General features: G+C 68.9%; 12 protein-coding genes. 1 reads left to right on the top strand and 11 read right to left on the bottom strand.

Translation table 11 applies throughout. The annotated features are described in order from the left end of the window. Positions 1 to 521: 521 nt before the first annotated feature. The 11 genes from ABZ721_RS39930 to ABZ721_RS39880 all read right to left on the bottom strand — a co-directional run bounded on the left by ABZ721_RS39930 (position 522) and on the right by ABZ721_RS39880 (position 15,793). On the bottom strand, positions 522 to 1,358 hold the full coding sequence (locus tag ABZ721_RS39930; RefSeq protein WP_358793748.1) for an ATP-binding protein: 837 nt from the start codon (positions 1,356 to 1,358) through the stop codon (positions 522 to 524). After that, positions 1,355 to 2,755: a Mu transposase C-terminal domain-containing protein gene (locus ABZ721_RS39925; RefSeq protein ID WP_358793747.1), complete on the bottom strand. Its 1,401-nt coding sequence runs from the start codon at positions 2,753 to 2,755 to the stop codon at positions 1,355 to 1,357. Before ABZ721_RS39925 ends, ABZ721_RS39930 begins: the two co-directional genes overlap by 4 nt. Positions 2,756 to 3,033: 278 nt before the next feature. Continuing rightward, positions 3,034 to 3,675, bottom strand: coding sequence for a type I-E CRISPR-associated protein Cas6/Cse3/CasE (cas6e, locus tag ABZ721_RS39920; protein ID WP_358793746.1), 642 nt, complete (start codon positions 3,673 to 3,675; stop codon positions 3,034 to 3,036). Then, positions 3,660 to 4,454 (bottom strand): type I-E CRISPR-associated protein Cas5/CasD, encoded by a 795-nt coding sequence (gene cas5e / locus ABZ721_RS39915; RefSeq protein WP_358793745.1) that lies wholly within the window; start codon positions 4,452 to 4,454, stop codon positions 3,660 to 3,662. The genes cas6e and cas5e overlap by 16 nt, the downstream gene beginning before the upstream one ends. Then, positions 4,451 to 5,626, bottom strand: coding sequence for a type I-E CRISPR-associated protein Cas7/Cse4/CasC (cas7e, locus tag ABZ721_RS39910; protein WP_358793744.1), 1,176 nt, complete (start codon positions 5,624 to 5,626; stop codon positions 4,451 to 4,453). Before cas7e ends, cas5e begins: the two co-directional genes overlap by 4 nt. Beyond that, positions 5,623 to 6,348, bottom strand: a complete 726-nt coding sequence (locus ABZ721_RS39905) for a type I-E CRISPR-associated protein Cse2/CasB (RefSeq protein WP_358793743.1) — start codon at positions 6,346 to 6,348, stop codon at positions 5,623 to 5,625. The genes cas7e and ABZ721_RS39905 overlap by 4 nt, the downstream gene beginning before the upstream one ends. Then, positions 6,348 to 7,943 carry a type I-E CRISPR-associated protein Cse1/CasA gene (gene casA / locus ABZ721_RS39900; RefSeq protein ID WP_358793742.1) on the bottom strand — a complete coding sequence of 532 codons (1,596 nt, stop codon included), beginning with the start codon at positions 7,941 to 7,943 and terminating at the stop codon, positions 6,348 to 6,350. The genes ABZ721_RS39905 and casA overlap by 1 nt, the downstream gene beginning before the upstream one ends. Before the next feature lie 473 nt (positions 7,944 to 8,416). Continuing rightward, entirely contained in the window at positions 8,417 to 11,338 is a 2,922-nt protein-coding gene (locus ABZ721_RS39895) for an HD domain-containing protein (RefSeq protein ID WP_358793741.1), read from the bottom strand. Positions 11,339 to 12,312: 974 nt separating this feature from the next. Then, a complete protein-coding gene (locus ABZ721_RS39890; protein WP_358793740.1) occupies positions 12,313 to 13,296 on the bottom strand; it encodes a hypothetical protein in 984 nt (327 codons plus the stop codon). Positions 13,297 to 14,556: 1,260 nt separating this feature from the next. After that, a complete protein-coding gene (locus ABZ721_RS39885; protein ID WP_358793739.1) occupies positions 14,557 to 15,246 on the bottom strand; it encodes a hypothetical protein in 690 nt (229 codons plus the stop codon). A 229-nt stretch (positions 15,247 to 15,475) separates the two neighbouring features. After that, positions 15,476 to 15,793, bottom strand: coding sequence for a hypothetical protein (locus tag ABZ721_RS39880; protein WP_358793738.1), 318 nt, complete (start codon positions 15,791 to 15,793; stop codon positions 15,476 to 15,478). 473 nt (positions 15,794 to 16,266) lie between these two features. Here ABZ721_RS39880 and ABZ721_RS39875 point away from each other — a divergent pair. Further along, a partial coding sequence (locus tag ABZ721_RS39875) for a hypothetical protein (RefSeq protein ID WP_358793737.1) occupies positions 16,267 to 17,455 on the top strand: 1,189 nt, incomplete at its 3' end.

Raw genomic sequence — 17,455 nt, 5'->3', positions numbered from 1 at the left:
GTACCGCAGCGACATCATCGACGGATGCCTCACCGGCACCCGCCTCCGACCAGCCACGATCCCGCCATGACGACTTTACGCTTGGAAGGTCAGTAGGCGGCCCGTACTCCGGATCTGGCGTACCAAGCTCCCCACCAGATCGATGACGATCCGCGCGATCACCCATCATGGGGGCTCCGGATATCGCACTCGCGTTCCAGGCATATCTTCACCTCCCTTGCGACTCCGTAGTCCTGTCCAGCTTCTGCGGGCAAGTGAGAGAAGCGGCCGTCGGGAAGGGGCGCAGATGCATGGAGCTGCTAGGCCAAGACGTCGATGCGCCCAGCACACGCTTTCAGGATGGCATACAGGTTCTCGTCCACCTCATCCCTGGTAAGGAGCGGCAGCCCGAACAGGCGGTAGCCGCTGTCTACGGTGGTACAGAGGTCCAGTACCGGCCCGCTCTCCCCGCGCACGCCCGGCGCGACCGCCTCGGTACTTGGAGATTCCCTCGCCGACCGGTTGTGCTGTCGGGGTGGGTCTCAGTCGTCGGATGCTTCGATTGTGCCGGGGAAGCGGGTGGTGGGGTCGAGTTGGCCTAGCGCCCAGCGGAGCAGGTCTTTGTCGATGTTCAGGTTCGGGTCGTCCTCCAGGGCGTCTTGGAGGACGACGGTGAGGTTGGCCCAGGCGCGGAAGCAGCCGTGGCAGGCCCGGTCGTCGATCCAGAGCAGGAGGGAGTCGTGGGTGTCCCGCCACAGGGGGTGATAGCTGGGGATGATGTTCAGGACTTCCGACGGTGTCAGCGGGCTGAATTGCTGCCACTTGTGAATGCGGTTGTGCAACGGCTCGCAGTGGAGGATCTTCTGGCGGGTGTTGGCGCTGCCCACGAGGATGACTGACAGGTTCCTGGTGGTCTTGGAGTTGGTGTCCCAGATATCTCTGACGTATTCCAGTGCGGTGCGGCCGAGGTGCTGTACCTCGTCGAACAGCAATAGGTGGTAGCTCGCGGCCAGGGCCTTCTTGATCTGTTCGTCGCACAGGTGGGGGGTATTGGTGGGGGCTTGGCCGGGCAGGTCCAGCGCGCTCCACAGGGCCGCCCGGATCTCGGGCATGTGGGGGGTTTCGGCGAATTGCAGGACCAGGGTGGTATCGGCGGCGAGTTTACGGCAGGCGGCGTTGACGGCGAAGGTCTTCCCCAGGCCAACGCGGCCATGGACGCAGGCCATGGCCGCGCGGGCCATGGCTCGCTGGATGAGAGCTTCGGTTGCGCGGACGGCGTCGGTGGCTACCGGCGCGGCGCCTTCGAGGCCGATGAAGTGGTCTTTGTCGGCGGCCGGCAGGCGACCGCCGCGCAGGGGGGCTTGCGCGGTGTCGTTCACTCGTTGTCCTCGCTCGTGGAGTGATCACGGCCGGTGCTGTCGGTGGGTTCAGGGCGTGGTCGGGGTACCGCCCAGCCGTCGGTGGGCGCGGGCAGCGGGACGAAGGAGGGCGGTGCGTCGGTTACCGGTCCGGTGCCGCCGAGTTCGCGTAGTTGCTGCTCAGCCTGGGCTGGGGTGAGGGGGTCCAGCCGGAGCAGGGAGGCGGGCTGGCTGGTCGCGGCGTAGCGGACCTTTCGGTCCCGTTCGGCTTTCTTCAGGCGCTTGCGGAGGTCATTGGCCTGGCGGGTGCGGCCGCGGTCGAGGGAGCGCCGTTGGGCGGGAGTCAGTCCGGTGGTGCAGAAGGCTGCGCCCAGGTGGGTGCCGGTTTGCGGGTCATACAGTTCCACGCGGTGGTCGTGGTGGGGCATGTAGCGCAAGTGGACCCGCTCCCCCGCCCTTCCCGACATCCACTCCTCGACGTAGGTGCGGCCTCGCCAGTGGACCCCGTCGTTGTTGATCTTCACGGGTTTTCCGCGGCGTTCCAAGGTAAAGGTGTGGACGTCTTCGGGGTTGATGATGGTCAGGGGGGTGATGTCCGCGGCCCAGGCCTGGGCAGGGGTCTTGCCGTCCAAGGCGTGCAGGGCGTGTTCGGTGTTCCAGCGGCGTGCCCAGTCAAGGACCCGGATGACGAAGTCCTCGTAGTGCAGCAGTTGCTGGTTGGGGTCGACGGGTTTGTTGCCGGCGAGGGTCGGGGCGTGGGCGTAGCCGGGCATGTCGGCGAACAGTGTCTTCTTGACGGCTCCGTTGATGGCTTCGACAGTGGGTTTCAGGTCGGGACGGCGCGGTGGCAGGACGATGAGTTCGGTGCCCAGGGCCGAGACGGCCTCGTCGACGGTCTTGCACAGGAAGTCTTTGCCGCCGTCGACGCGCAGCCGTTCGGGTCGTCCGCCCAAGGGCCCGTGCTCGGAGGTGGTCAGCAGGGCGTCGCGTAGGGCGACGAGGATGCTTTCGCGGCTGGGGGTTTGCGGAGTGATACACAGGCCGCAGATGCCGTCGGTGGCGCTGTCCACGAACCAGGTGATCCAGGGTTTGCGGATGTGGCCGTCGACGAGGACTTTGACGCTGGCCTCGACGTGGTCGGTCTCCCAGGCGTAGTTGCGGTGGTGGCGTTCGCGTTTACCGAAGACATCGAAGGCGCGGCGGGTGCTCTCGCCTTTGCGCAGTCCGGCTCGCTGGCCGGGGTTGAGGTGGCGGTGGGCGGCGCGGTGGAAGGTGGCGAGGGAGGGGATTTTGGGTTGGGCGGGGTCGCGGGCTGCGGTGTCGGCCGGTTTTTGTGCCTTGGCCTGTTTCTCTGCGGCGGTCAGTTCCTGGTGGGCGGCGCTGACGTTGCCGCGGTTGCGGGCGATGACGTCCAGCATGTGGGGGGTGAGTTGGAAGTGGGGGCGGCCGGCGGGGGTGTAGGTGCCGCCGTTGGTGCGGGCGTTGTCGACCCAGCGGCGCACGGTGCGGGGGTGGACGCCATGGGCGTGGGCGACCGCTTGGATTCGGCCTGGTGTGACCTTTTGCTGGGCTGCGTCGGCCAGGAGCAGGCGGATGGCCAGGGCGCGCAGTTGGGTGAGGTCGGGGGGCGGCGGGGGTGGAGGCGGCGGCTTCATCAGGGGCCAGGTTCTCTCGGGGGTTCTCTCTAGGTGCAGGCTCAGACGGGGGCGAGGGTGAGCAGGCCTGCGCCGTAGGGCTTGCCTTTGCCGATGCCGTCGTGCAGGGCGGTGGCCAAGACGGCCGGGTCGGTGATGGTCGCGGTGCCGTCGAACTGGGTGAGCCGGTAGTGCGGGGCGGGCCGTTGGGAGGTGGGGAACGCGCGCGGTGTGGCCTGGATCGGTTCGGTCAGTTGCAGGCCAACTGCTGGGGCCCGGCGCTGCCACCATGCGAGCGCCTGGTGGTCCTTGAGGTAGATGAGGGTGCCGCGGGGGCGGCGCCCGGTGGATGGGTCAGGGGGTGTGCTGGGCCGGTAGGCGGTGGGGGCTGCGGTGATGCGGTAGTACACCTGCAGACCGGGGACGAGGGCGGACAGCATTGGGGTCAGGTCGCGGGTGTCGGCGGTGCCGTAGCCGGCGGGCAGGGCGGCCAGGTCCGGGGGTCCGGCGGTCTGTACGAGCAGGACGGGATCGGTTCCGGTCTCGAGGCGGAACAGCAGGCCGCCGGTTTTGCGGGGGGTGGGCCCGGTGGGGTCGGCCAGCAGCCGCATGAGGGTCTTGTGCAGGCCGGAGCGGTCGGCGAGGTCGGCGCGGGCCAGGCGGTGGCCACGGTTGACGGCGATGCGGGTCAAGATCGCGGACATGGGGTTCCTTGCAGGATGTAGTCGGTGAGTGTCTCGATGGGGCGCGGCCCGGCGTACAGGGCCGCGGATAGGTGTTCGGTGGTGCGCCACAGGGGGCGCAGCAGGTGGGTGCGGGAGGTGTTGGTGAAGTCGGCCGGTTGGCTGGGGCTCTCGCGTTCGGGCAGGTCGCCGGGGGTCTGGGGGTGTTCGTGGAGGAAGGTGACCTGCACGTGCTCGGCGGTGGGAGCGCTGGCCAGGGTCAGCGGGACCCTTTCGCGCAGCGCGGTCACCGGGTCGGGGGTGTCGGTGTGGATCAGGAGGGGTTCGTCGGGCAGGCAGGCGCGGCGTCCCAGGTAGGGCGAGAACACGGGTTCGGTCAGGGTCGCGGCGATGTGCGCGAGCAGCGGTGGGGGGCCTTGGACGGCGACGGTGAACACGGCGTCGGTCAGGTAGTCGCGGTAGGTGACCTGGGTGGATTTGCTCTGGGCGCGGTATTCGCCGGCGGCGGTGCGCAGGCCTTGTTTGTGGGGGCGGCCGCCGCCGGCGGTGTGGAAGTCGCGGTAGAGGGTGCCGGGGCGGTCGAGGCGGAAGGTGAAGACCATGTCCTGGTGGGCGGGTGCCCCGGGCAGGTCGTCGTAGGGGGTGAGGGCGTCTTCGCGGGTGCGGCCCTGGGCGGCGGCGAACATGCCGATCAGGGCGGAGCGGGTGGGGTGGGGTGCGGTATCGCGGTGGGGGAAGGTGGCGTTCTCGCCCCAGGCTTGGATGAGGCCGGCCATGCGCAGGACCAGTCCGCGGCTCACGCCCCGCTCTCCGCCGGTTCGGTGCCTGCACGGGGTGATGTGGACAGTGCGGCGGTCGCGGCTTGGGCGGCGAGGTCCTCGAAGCCGGGGTGGTGGGTGCCGAGCTGGTCCAGGGGGTGGTTCGCGGCGGTGGCGTGGCCGTGGGCGATGCGGCGCCGGGTGCCGACCAGGCGGTCGATGGTGGCGGCGTAGTCGACCAGCGCCTGGCGGGCGGGCAGGAGGTGGCCCTGGCTGCGCGCGGTGACGGGCTGCTCGAACGCGGCGCCGTAGGAGATCGGCCGGCGGTCGCGGACGACGTAGTGGACCAGGTCCGGCACGGTGTGGTGGGCGGTGGAGTTCTGCTTGCCTTTCGGCATGGTCATGGCGAAGGCGAAGACGAACAGGTCGATCAGCTTGGCCGCGGCGGCAGTGTCCCCGTCGAGGTTGCCGATCAGTGCGGTGACGTTGACGGTCGCGAAGCGGTAGAAGACGCCGGCGGTCAAAAACGCGGTCTGCATGTGGGCGCTTCCGCGCTCGTGGGGACGGGGCCAGTCCTCGCCGGCGGTGAAGAAGTCCGGTTGCAGGTGGGCCTTGTGGACGGTGAACGCCGGCGCCACTTGCACGGCGCCTTCCACATGACCGGTGGGGATCTCGGCGAGCATCCGACCGAACAGGTTGATGGTGGCGGTGCGCCGGGTGAGTTCGGCGGCGATCTGGCGGGCGGGCAGCACGGGCGGGGCGGCCCTACCGGTCTGCGCCTGCTCGGCCAGTGCCGCCTCCAGCTCCCCGCGGTGCGCGGCACAAATCTCCACCAGTCGGCCGGCCGTGTCGGCGGGCAGGAAGAGCATGGCCTGGGTGCGGTGCCCTTCCTCGGGGTTGGTCTTGAGCCCGTCGGTCTTGGCGCTGCGGGGGATCTGGGCGGCGGTGAAATGTGCCAAATCTTCCGGCCAGCCCAGGTCGCGCAAAGTGTCGGCGACGGCCAGGGGGATCATGCGGGTGCGGGCAGCGGCCTCACCGAGCTCCTCTTCGAGCTCCAGGCGGATCGGGCGTTTCCACGCCTGGGAGGAGACCATGCCGCGGTCGGCGTCCCCCAGTCTGATCATTTTGGGTTGGCCGCTCTCCCCGCGGTTCATGTTGGAGGCGGTGACGGGATGCAGGGCGTGCAGGTCTAAGAAGCGGGAGCCGATGGTCACGAGGGTCCGTTCGTGGGCGGGGTCAGGGTCAGGTAGAACGCGTCGAGCCAGCGGGTGCTGACCTCGTCGGCGTCGAAGGTGCGCGCGGCCAGGTCGTCCAGGAGGACCGGCCAGTCCAGTTCCAGCCCGCAGGCCAGCAGCCGGTCGGTCAGGGACGGCAGCAGATACTGGTGCAGGTGGTCATCGCCGACGGCCACCAGCACATGTAGGAGGTCGTCGGTGCGGTCCTCGTTGAAGCCGCCCCGTCGTACCGCGCGCGCCAAGGTCGTGCCGAGGTTGGGGCGTCGGCGCCACAGCGCCGCGGTGTAGCGGTCCAGCTCCCCGGGGCTGGCAGTGGTGTGAGCCGTCGGTGGCGTCGCTACCGGTGGCGGTGGTGTCGTTGCCGGGGAGGGCGGCCCGGCGCCGGGTGGGGGTGCTGCGGACGCCTCGCCGGTGCCGCCGGTGGCCGACGGCTGGCCGGGTGCGGCGGGCGGGTACGGGCGGGTGCGTGCTTCCTGGAGCGGATCGACCAGGGCGATGAGGGACGCGGTGGTGTAGTGGGCGCGGCGCTGGCTGTGCCCGGCGGTGCGCACCGTGAGGTAGCGGTGCATCCGGGTGCATTCCTTGACAGGCCGTCCTCGGCCGTCTTTCAGGTCCCGTCGCACACCGGGGTCAGTACACAGGTGCAGGATGCTGGTGGTGAAGTCCTCGTAGTGGCGGCGGTAGTCCGCAGCGGTGGGCATCAGCGGTCCGTTCCTTCGGTCCGGGCGCGTGGGGGGCGGCGCAGTTGGGCGACGGCTGCGGCCACGGCGCGGGCGGCGTGGCGGTAGCGGATGCGGTCGCTGCGGGTGACGGTGCGCAGGGCGTTTTCCGCGGCGGTGACGAATGCGGCCCGCGCCGGGGTGTCCAGGTCGTGAAGCAGACGCCAGAAGGTCTGTTCGGCCAGCGGCCAGTACGCCGCCAGGGCGGGCGTTGCCCACGGATTCTTGGTCTTCTTCCCCGGATCCCGGGCGGGTGCGGTACCACCGGTGCCGGGACCGTCGATGGTGTCTTTCCACGCTTGTCCGGTAAGGAACGACAGCCGTGTGGCGCAGTCTTCTGCCGCAGCGACGCACTGAGCGATCCGCTCGGCGCGCTGCGGGTCGTGTTCCTGAGCCCAGGTAAGGATCGGTGGGGTGATCGCGGTGTACCAGTGGCGGTTGTTGACCTTGCCGTCCTGGTCGAAGCCGTGCACGCGCACCCGCATGTTCGCGCGGACATCCGGCGGAAGGTCGTTGAGGGTGTCGAAGATCTGCGGGCGGCGGAACGCTCGGTGCTCGTCGGGGGCGAGCAGCAGGGCGTCCAGTTCCCGCCACCAGGCCCGGTCGGCGTCTGCGCGGCGCGGAAACGGGGGCAGCGCGGTCTTCTTCTTGGTGGCGGTACGCATGACCAGGTAGGGGTCCGTTGCGCTCAGCGCGGGCTGTTTGGTGGACCACGTCAGGTAGACGTCGCTGACATAGGTGCCGTCGGTGCTGGGCACGAGTAGCAGGGCATGGCGGGAGCGGCCGGTCAGCAGCCGCCCGGGCCAGGTCACCGGCGCAAGTGGCGCATCGGGGGCCGGCGGTGCGTTTCCCTCCCACGGGCAGGTGTCAGGCGCGTCCCATGGTTCGCCGGTGAGGTGGGGCACCTGGGCCAGAAGCGTCTCGTGCAGGGTGCGGCCCAGGGGGTGGAAGGAGACCGTGGAACGCAGTGGTCCGGCGCGGCCGCCGTTTGAGTCGGGTTTGCGGGAGCCGACGGTGCGCGGTGTGGTGGCACCGGACGCCCCGTAATAGTGGTGGATGAGCAGGTGCTGCAGAGCCACCGGCGTCGGCACCGGCAAGGGTTCCAGATCGTGGTGCGGGCTCAGCCAGGCCAAGTTGTTGCCGGACGGGCGGCCGAAGACCAGCCGGTTGATGCCTGAGGGGGCCGGGCACTGGGAGGCCAGCATGGGGTCCTGCAGGAACGGTCGGTTCGGGTCGAAGACCTCAAAGCAGTGCGCGGGATCGTCGAAGTAGGCGTTGACTGCGTCCTGGTTAAACCGGCCGAGGGCGAACAGGGCCGCGCGGGCGGTGACCCATTGCTCGGCGGTTAACTCCGGGTCGTCCAAGGCGGTGATGCGGGCGGTGATCGCCGCGCAGATCCGCAGCAGCGCGGATGCCGCCGGTGCGGTCGGTATGGCCAGGTCGTCGAGGGTATGGGCGGTCAGGAACATTTCACGCAAGCCCACTTGGCAGTAAGCGGTACCGGAGCGGACGTCGATCCAGCCGTCGTCGGCGGCACTGAAACCGGCACGGGCAGGAGAAGGTGCGGAAGAGGTCATGGGTGGTTGTCTCCTGCGAAGGACACAGCGAAGCGGTGGCACGGGCGGATGGCAAAACGAGGGGCGGCGGCAGGTTTCACTTCCGGCAGTTCCGGTTCGAGGTCGGCTTAGGACCGGTCGACCTGGACCGGCGGGCACACCAGGAACGTGCGCCCGCCGCGGACGGCTGCGGGTAGAGAAATGGAGCAAGGTTGTCCGGACCTGGCAGGTGCCGAGAGCCCCCGGGGCTCGAACAACCAGGCAGGAGGCACGTCCCCTAGGCGGTGGCATGGGACTGGGGAGCTGACACGCTGCCAAGTGTGCTTGTGGCACGGCGGTGCGCCCCTAACCGGACCGTTCGGCCGTCCGGGTGATCCGAGCCAATCACAGGGTCACGATCCATGTCCAACTCGCGCGAAACGTACGATAATCCGCTCTATGGGACGTGTGGAGCTTCGGGAATTCCGGTGCAGCTGGCGCAGCTCCCGCCGCGGTCAGCGGGTCTGGTGGTGAACCAAACCGAGCTCATCGTCCATGCGCAGAACGTGCCGTCCGAAGCGCTCGGCATGGCCGGGATCGCCAGCGGCTGCGGGCAGCAGGACCAGGTCGGCGAGCAGCGGGTCCTGCTGCCAGCTGGCCGGAGGGCGGTGCTGCAGGCTGCGGCGCGCCACCCAGGCGGTCGGCACCGGCACCGTGTGCGCGAGGATCCGCAGGATGTGGCCCGGTTGGAGGTGGGTCTGGTCGGGCAGCGGTTGCCGGCCGGCGCGGTCCAGGGCCAGTTGCCCGCCGAGGGTGAAGTAGCAGGGCAGCAGCCGCCGCGGCAAGGTCCCCAGGCGGGTGACCGCGTCGGCCGCCGTCAGGTACTGGCGGTGCAGATCGGCCAGGGACGAGATCCGTGCCGCAGGAGGGATCAGGTGCACCGCGCTGAGGTGTTCGTGTGCCGTGGTGCGCTGCAGGTGGCCTGCCAGTAGTCGCCGCAGGGCCGTGGTCTGCTCAGAGAACGCGGAATGGTCGCCGTGGACCTGCTCGACCAGTTCCTGCACCCCGCCGGGCAGGTCCAGGTACAGGTCGCTGCCGCGTGCCTCCAGCAGGGCGGCGGTGGCATGCAGGACAAAGCCCGGCTCGGCGGTGCCCCACTCGCGGGGCACCGCGGTCGCTCCCGATTGGCCCAGTGGCTGCAGCACGGTCAACTGCGGCACATGGTCCTGCCGCCACCACGAGGGGCGGCGGTGGCCGGCAGATTTCCAGGCCAGGTGGAAACGGGCCAGCCGTCCCGCGCGCTGCAACAGCCGGGCCATCGAGGCCAGGTCGCTGACCATCACATCGACATCCACGTCCAAGCTGGTGTCCAGCAGGCTCGTGGTGACCACGACCAAGCGGCCCGGACGCACACCTGCCGGTCCCAACACTCGGCGCAGGAACCCGGTGCGCTCCTCACGGACGAACCCGGGGAACCGTGCGTGCAGCAGCACCAGTTCCTCCCGCCGGCCAGGCCAGGTGCGCTGCAGGTAGCGGTAGGTGTCCTGCGCGACAGCGACCGTCGCGCAGGACACCGCTGCGCAGCCGCCGTCGTGGATGACCTGACTGATCGCCCCGGCGACGGCCGCCAGCCGCTCGCCCTCCCCCACCACCCGGTCTACGGAGCCCAGGGGCTGGTTGATGACACCGCGCATCGCGATGCGCACCGGCCGGCTGCCGGCCAGCACATGGCGGGCGCGAGCCGCGGGCTGCATGCGGTGGGCGGTGCCCGTCTCGGCGTCGGCGAACAGCCAGCCCGGATACGACGGCGCGAAGTCCTCCTCCTGGGTTACGGCGGGTGGCCGGCGGCCCGCCGCCCGGGCCGCCCCCGACAGATAAGCGGTGACCAGGGCGCTGCTGGTCGAGGCGGGCATCGTCGCCGACAGCAGTACCACCGGGGTGCGTAGCGCCCCCAGCCAGTCCAGCAGCCGCAGCAGCTGCAGCTGGCTGAACGGCGTCAGCGCGTGGGCCTCGTCGACCACCACGGTCTTGCCCGACAGGGCCAGCAGCCGCAGCGCGCTCCACTGCACCGGCAGGGCCGCCATCTGCGCCTGGTCGACGGTCGCGGCAGCGAACTGTGCCAGCAACGCCACATCGTGCCCGGCCAAGAACCCCTGCGGCGCGGTCACCGCCCGGCCGCCGCGCCTGCTGTCCAGCCCGCCACCGGGGCCGTCGCCGGAAGGCAGCACGGTGTTGCCGTCTCCCCCGGGTCCCGCGGACCCCGCGGAGGTGGGTGCAGCGCCAGTCACCGCCGGGGATCCGCTGTAGGCGGCGTTGAGCCAGGTGGCGCTGTGAACCAGCGTGACCGGCGCCCGCTCCGGCTGATGCGCGCGCACGTAGCGATCCAACATCTGCCAGGCCGCATCCGCCGTGGCGGTCGTCGGCATCAGCCATACCACTCCAGAGGCACCGCACCGCTGGCTATTGATCCGGGCGGCTTCTAGCCCCGCCACGCTCTTGCCCGACCCAGTACCGTCGGTGATCACCGTGATACCCGCGCCCCGCTCAGCCACCAATCCCGGCAGGTGCTCCATCAAGGACGCCTGCAGCGCGTTGGGCTCGTCCGCCGGGCGATGCGCGATAGAGAACGGCACTGGCTCCAGTTCCACCCGCTCAAGGGCCGTCTGCTCGAGCAGTTCGACGGCCCGTGCCCGGGCGCTGGCGAAATGCTCGGCGGCACCGAACGCGGGCATGTGCGCCTCACCCGCCCAGTACTGGCGCTGCCCCGACAGTCTCCCCGCAAGGGTCCCCACTCCGGTGATCAGCAGCGCCGCCGGCACTGTAATCGTTTGCGGGGCCGCCCCCGCCCGGGTGAGGTACCGCACCAGCGCCGCGTACCGGGACCGCAACTCCTGCCATGCCACTCCCCCGGCCGCCACCGCAACCCGCCGAGCCTCACCGGCACCCATGACATCAAACTGCAGGAACCGGCCCCCCATGCCGCCGACGCACTGCGCACCCCGCACCGCGGCACTGCCATTGCCGCCACCACCACCAAACCCGAAGCCCTCCAGCACACCGCGCGTAACGTGCATGGAGGACCGGTCCACCTGCACGGGGGCATGCGCAACGCCGCCCGCGTCGGCCACCAAACCCTCCTCCAGCCGCACCCACCCGCCGTACTCACGCCGCTGAAAACCCGGGACCAGCTTGCCCAACTCCCGCAACCCCGCCAGCAACGCCGTCCCCGACCGCGCCTGCTCCAACCCCACGCGCAGACCATCAGCGATCACGGCACGCTGCGAACCACTCAGGAACCGATCCCACAGCACCCCCGCGACCGCCGCATCATCCAGCAACCGAAACAACAGCGGATAAGCCGTCCAGGTCGACGCATCGAACTCCGCGTAGGGACCCAGATCGATCCCTCCAAGCCGGGCATCCTCAACAATGGTCACTCATAAATCCGTTCAGCAGCCAGACTCCTCACCAGCATGCCAAGCGCACCACATCACCCCGACTGCACTCAAACCGGCCCCACACGACCCCCAACCCCACTACAATCTCGACCAGTCGACACCAACCCACCTCGCACACGCAGGGATGACACGCCGACCTCGCCGCGGCCCTCGACCAGCTCCTGCTCGCCCCCCGCACGTGCAGGGATGAGTTGAAATGCACCCCCTGCTCGCGCCGGGATGAAACAAGCTGATAGACGTGGTCCCGACGAATCCAAGGTGTCGCCCTGCACCCGCAGGGAGAACGCCCCCGCACGGGGCGTCGTCGCCGTGACAAATCCGCCCCTGTTTGGCACAAGAAGCACAATTTCACCGAGGGAGATCGCGCATGGACAAAAGGGATTCCCAAGTCCTGCTAACGTCCCAGCTCGGAAAGCCTCCACCCCGCTCGCGCAGGGATGACACGTCGGCGGGGATCCGCTGGTTGTCATGGATCGCCTCCACCCCGCACGCGCAGGGATGACACGGCCCGGGTCACGTCCTCGGTGAACGCGGCATCCTCCACCCCGCACACGCAGGGACGACACGTCCTTCTGTCTCACCGGCCCCGCACCCCTCCCCGCATACGCAGGGATGACACGCGGGGGTCGCTGGTATCCGCGGCGCCAGCTCTCTTCACCCTGCACGCGCAGGGATGAAACGCCGACACTCCCGGGCGACGTCAAGGACCTGGCCTTCACTCTGCACGCGCAGGGATGACGCGCATGGCACCAGTCGCCTCCCCGCGCGGCAGCCTTCGCCCTGCACGCGCAGGAATGACGCGGCCGTATACCGACCCAACGTCTCGCTGATCACCTTTGCCCCGCACGCGCAGGGATGACACGCCTTGCGCTGCCGTCCTGGACGACGCTCGGATCCTTACCCTGCAGTCAGACGCAGCCGGTCACGCGCGAAGATTGGCAGTAGCGCCAGCATCAAGCTCCCGTGGTCGTGGTTTGTCCGGCCGCGTCCGCCTGTGGTGGCGACTGGCAGTAAGTCAGGGAGAAGCTGCTGCGGGTGAAGGCGTTGCCGCTGCCCGTCCCCAGCCGCATCAGCGCATCTACCGTCTCGGTGGTCAGCACTTCGAAGCGGTCCGGCACAACGTCCGAGTAGTACGCGCGGGCGAGAGCCCACAGGGTGTTCATCTCTGTGATGACCAGGCCGGTCAGCCACATGGAGTCCTTGGCGCTGAGCCAGCGCGTGGTCAGCCGCCACGTCTTGACGTTGTCGTCGGCCGCGTGGACTTCCAAGAAGCTCATGCTCTGGCCGCTCGCTCCGAACGATGCTCCGGACTGATCGTTGGTGATTGATACCGATGAGGGGCCAGCCAGGACGGCCAGGCCATGCTTGGCGGCGTTGTAGAGCGTCTTGTCATCAAGTACCCGCCGCGCCACGAAGCGCAGGAACCGCTCAAGGTCATGAACCTGCTGGGACCACGCCGGGTCATCACCGTCGGGAACCTTGGCCAGGAAGACTCGGCCGATCTGCTCTTTAGGAATGGGCTTCTCGCACAGATCCCTCACCCGGTTCATGAACGCAGCGGGTAGCCTCATCCGGGCGCACTCCAGCCATGGGCATGGAGGCAGCTCAGCATGAGCGAAGAACAGCCGCAGCAACGCTTCGGACGCATGATGAAGCAGCGTTTCAGCCTCAGTAGTGATGAACCCGGCGTGCGCGCGCTCGGCATCGTCAGTCGGCTCGGACACCGGGACATCGACCCGGATGTCCTCGAAGGTGAAGCCGTCTGCCAATAGCTGATTGATCTCGTCCGTCTTGCCAGCAGCCAACATGAGCAAGTGGAAGCGCCTGCGGAAGTAGTCGGCCGGGTCTCCGGCGTAGAAACTCTGGTTCATGGTCGGGAACTGCTCGACTGCCAGGCCCTCATCGGGTGACGGCTTACCCGGCTGCTTCTTACTCACTGCGAACTCCCGACTGCTATTTGGCTGTTGTCCACCACGGTGCGGGGAGACTCGCAGCAGGCGGCACGACCATACACCGGCCATCGTCAGCAGGCGTCTCGGTTTTCACCCATCGGGGTTGAGCTGCATCTAGCAGACGGTGCAGTGGGATCGCATGCAGACGCCCCTACCCCGCACACGCAAGGTTGGCAACGCGCCGGCAGAGGCGGAACTGCAGCCGGCAAGAGATGATCGCCACTGCCATCCCCTATGGAACCGCGACAATCGGCGATCTGCGTCGCCATGCACGTCAGTACACCCTCGACAGCGATTACCGCCACGTCTAAGCCACCCGCCCACCCTAAAACAAGACCGAGACGCCTCACCAATGCCAACACCCTCGCCAAGCCACCCGCCCCACAGGCAGCGAGAACAACATAGGGTAAGGGGAATCCCAAACCCTGCTAACATCCCAGCTCGGAAGGCCTCCACCCCGCATGCGCAGGGATGACACGGTGGCCATCCAGACCCCGCCCGTCCGATCGGGCTCTCCCCGCATGCGCAGGGATGACACCTACAACAGCACACCGCCGAACCTCAAGAACAGCTCCACCCTGCACGCGCAGGGATGACGCAGGCCGATGGACGTGGTCGCGGTGAATCCAGGGTGCCGCCCTGCACGCGCAGGGATGACACGCACGGGACGTCGCCCTTGAGGCCCTCGCCGCACTCCACCCCGCGCACGCAGGGATGACACCGCAAGCATGGTGGCGACCCTCATCGTCCTCGACTCTTGCCCCGCACGCGCAGGGACGGCTCGATCATCACGGATCTACAGCTGGACCTGTAGCGCTCCGTCCCTACACACCCAGGAATAGCTCCCTTCGACGTGGTGGCACGGATCTCGGACTATCCCGCTTAGCGCACCTACAATTCAGTTCGCGATCAACCGCCGATCCGCGATACCCTCATAAAGGAAGAATGCCCAGGTCAGAGCGCCAACCTTATTGGGAATCTCACTGGCTTGTCCTGCGGTTTCTCACTTGATGTCACGTCAGATTGTCATTGGCTGCCATAGCCAGCTAGACCCAGAAGACAGAGGGCCACAGTTCAAGAAGCCGCGCTGACCGGCTACATGCGCGACACCAGGATGACAAATTAGTTGGACGCCGAAGTGAGAGTCAGCAGTGTGGGGGGCGTGTGAGCTTGACGCCTTGCCGCCGCGGCCGTGCGCCGGGCGGAAGTGGCTGCTGTCCTGCACGGACGCGGGTGCGGGTACGGTCAACTCGGTACACGGCGGGCACGGCGCCAGGCGTTTCGCCAATGGCGCCATAGGTCTTTGCCGTTGACACCGACGGCCAGCGCCACGACGACGATGAACGCCAGCCCGAAGATCCAGGAGAGGGAGAACCCGGCGAGGATCGCCATCCCCGCGAAGCTCACTCCGCTGTACAGCGCGACCAAGCGTTCGGCCAGTTCGGTGTACCGACTGTGCCCCTCGATCAGCAACTGGCTCCCGAAGCTCAGTACGAACCAGCCGCCGATCAGGATCAGTGTGAGATAGAGGAGTGTCCACCACAGCCATGGTTCGTACAGTTCTTCCCACCGATGGTGCACGCTCTCCTGCCAAGCCCACACCTCGCCCTGCGAGTCGGCGACGACGACCTCCGATCTGTACCGCTCACTCCAGTTCGGCGAGATCGTGAACGCCGGCTCCGAGGCCCCGTCGAGATACACGTCCAGTATGGACTCGCCCCACCCTCCCTTCAGCGTGACGATTCTTGTGATGGCGGCGGTCCGCGTCGGCAGGCACTGCTCGACACCACGCTCGGCGATACACGCCGACACGACCCGTTGCTGGTGTTCGCGGTGGTGCGCCGGCCCGATGCGCCAAGCGCCCAGACCCACGAGGACCAACCCGAACACGATGCCGGTGACACACCATGAACTGCTGTCGTCTCGCCGGCGCATTCCGCAAGTAGAACAGCGAAAGGCGGAACCGTACAGGTAGCAGCAGATCCGCTGTTCCTGACCCTCCGTCGCACTGCGGACCGGGAGCCCACCGAGCCGCGCCGGGCGGTAACGGATCCGTGGAACTGTTCATGATCCCTGTCCCTGGGGCCGGCGTGGGCCGGCGCTGTGGCAAGACAACTGTCGCCCGGCCCGCCACGGCGCGGCGGCCGAACGGCGAACCCGGCGCTCACCGCCGCCGACGCCGCCGGCGCGGTCCGCTGCCCCGACCCGGCAGGGGCAGCGGTGGCGGACTCGGGGGCTCCGGGGGCTCCGGGGGCTCCGGGTCGGGGCCGAAGGCGCGAAAGAGCGCGGGAAGATCCTGCGCGCCGGCCTTGTCCACGGCCTTGCTGTGCAACCGGTAGCGCAACACGGTGCGCAGCACCGGAAGCACCAGCACCGCCAGACACGAGACCAGCGCGGGCCAGCCCAGCGTGCTGCCCATCGCGGTGAGCGTGCCGGCGGTAGCCGGTGCCGCCAGCAGCGACAGTGGGAGATTTGTGGTCATCGTGCGCCTGCCTCTCGACGGTCCGCCGGTTGCGTCCGCTGCCCACACCCTGCGGTTCCGGCAAGGGGTGCGGCAGAGGGAACGACCCGTTCCCGGGCAACCGGAAACACGGCACCCGCAGGCAACGCGGCTACGGATCGCCCGGACGCTGGGAGGCCGGACGCCGGGAGGGGCGCGCAGGCGACGCCGCTGCTGGCGCCCTGCACTGTCACCGGGTAGGCAGTCGGATGCGGTGCAGGGGTGGCATGGGGTTGCCGGGCGTGGTGCTTGCGGTGGAACACGGGGTCTCCCTGAAGTGGTCCCTGGCCCGCGGATTGCTGTGGGCCTGGTGTGCCGCATCGCGGTGAAGCGGCGGCACTTTGACCGTGCCTCTGATGAGATGGCCGCACACGATCGCACCGGACCTAGCCGGACAGGCCCGGACCAGACCGGACGACGGTCCGCGCACACGGTGACAACGGTGGGGGCCACAGGTGGAAGGCAGCAACACCGGCCCGCGCAGCGGGCCCGGCCGGGCCTGGGGGCCGCTGCGGGGCCGGTCGCAGGAGATCAACACGCTGGCCCGGATGCTGCGGGCCTGGGTGGACGAGGCGCACCTGGGCGTGGACGGGGTGCGGGACAAGCTGACGGCGGAGCACTTCGCGTCCGGCACGGTCCCCTCCCGGGCGACGGTGGCCTCCCGGCTGTCCGGCGCAGCATTGCAGTGGGAGTTCGTCGAGGCCGTCATCGACGTGTGCAGCAGCCACGTGACCGTCGCGCAGCGGCGTAGGGATCAAGCGCGGCAGGTGTGGGACCAAGCGCAACTGCACCCCACCCCGGTGCCCGACCCCGCCGGTCCGGCCGGCCAGAGGCAGGAGCTTGCCCGGGCCAGGCAGCGGATCGTGCAGCTGCAGGGTGATCTGGCGATCGCGCAGGAGGCCCGCGACAACAGCCGCAAAGCGCTGGCCGACACCACCAACCTGGTGTCCCTCTTATGGCTGGTCATCGGGCAGCTCCAGGTCCGCATCGACCAGCTGACCCGGCAGCGCGACAGCCTGCAGGCCCAGACCGCGGCCGACGCCCCGCGTCTGGCCCGCCTGCACAACGCCCTGCAGCAGACCCAACGGCGCCAGGACGCAGCCGAGCAGGAGAAGACCGCGGCCGAAGCCGGCCGCAGCGCCGCCAAGGACGTCGCGGCGGCAGCGGATGAGAAGTACCTGGCGCTGCAGGCGGAGGTCGAGCAGCTGCGCGGTACACCTGCGGCAGCGGACACCTCCCCGGCCGTCGTGGCCGGCGACGACGTAGGCGAGGCGTTCTTCGAAGACATCGACAGCGCCCTGGACAAAGCACGCGCCGTACGGGAACGGGCCGGACAACTCACCCACGACGCCCGGGCCGACCTGCAGGCCTTGGAGCGTGACGAGCAGGAGGGCCAGGCCTCGGAGCAGCGCCGGCGGGAGGGCGCGGGCCGGGACAAGGACCAAGGCCAGGGAGCGGATCGCGATGGGGTCCGGGATCACGACCCGGTCTCGGGTCTGCCCGCTGCGCCCGACCCCCTCCCCCCGCGGGATGACACCCCGCACCAGGGCTTAAATCCTCACACGCTCTCGCCTGGATCAGCATACGGCGCTCTGCCAATCCTTCATTTTTGCTGTGACAAGAATCAAGAAGGTGAATTTCCCC

It is taken from the genome of Streptomyces sp. NPDC006733, assembly GCF_040636125.1.
In the GTDB taxonomy this organism is placed as follows: domain Bacteria; phylum Actinomycetota; class Actinomycetes; order Streptomycetales; family Streptomycetaceae; genus Actinacidiphila.
The sequence above is the reverse complement of the archived record's forward strand: the minus strand, read 5'-3'. Positions and strand labels throughout refer to the sequence as shown.

Excerpts from the sequence above, each read along its gene's own strand:
- ABZ721_RS39885 (WP_358793739.1), bottom strand. The coding sequence starts at position 15,246 with ATGCGCCGGCGAGACGACAGCAGTTCATGGTGTGTCACCGGCATCGTG.
- casA (WP_358793742.1), bottom strand. The coding sequence starts at position 7,943 with ATGACCTCTTCCGCACCTTCTCCTGCCCGTGCCGGTTTCAGTGCCGCC.
- cas6e (WP_358793746.1), bottom strand. The coding sequence starts at position 3,675 with ATGTCCGCGATCTTGACCCGCATCGCCGTCAACCGTGGCCACCGCCTG.
- ABZ721_RS39880 (WP_358793738.1), bottom strand. The coding sequence starts at position 15,793 with ATGACCACAAATCTCCCACTGTCGCTGCTGGCGGCACCGGCTACCGCC.
- ABZ721_RS39905 (WP_358793743.1), bottom strand. The coding sequence starts at position 6,348 with ATGCCCACCGCTGCGGACTACCGCCGCCACTACGAGGACTTCACCACC.
- ABZ721_RS39925 (WP_358793747.1), bottom strand. The coding sequence starts at position 2,755 with ATGCTGGACGTCATCGCCCGCAACCGCGGCAACGTCAGCGCCGCCCAC.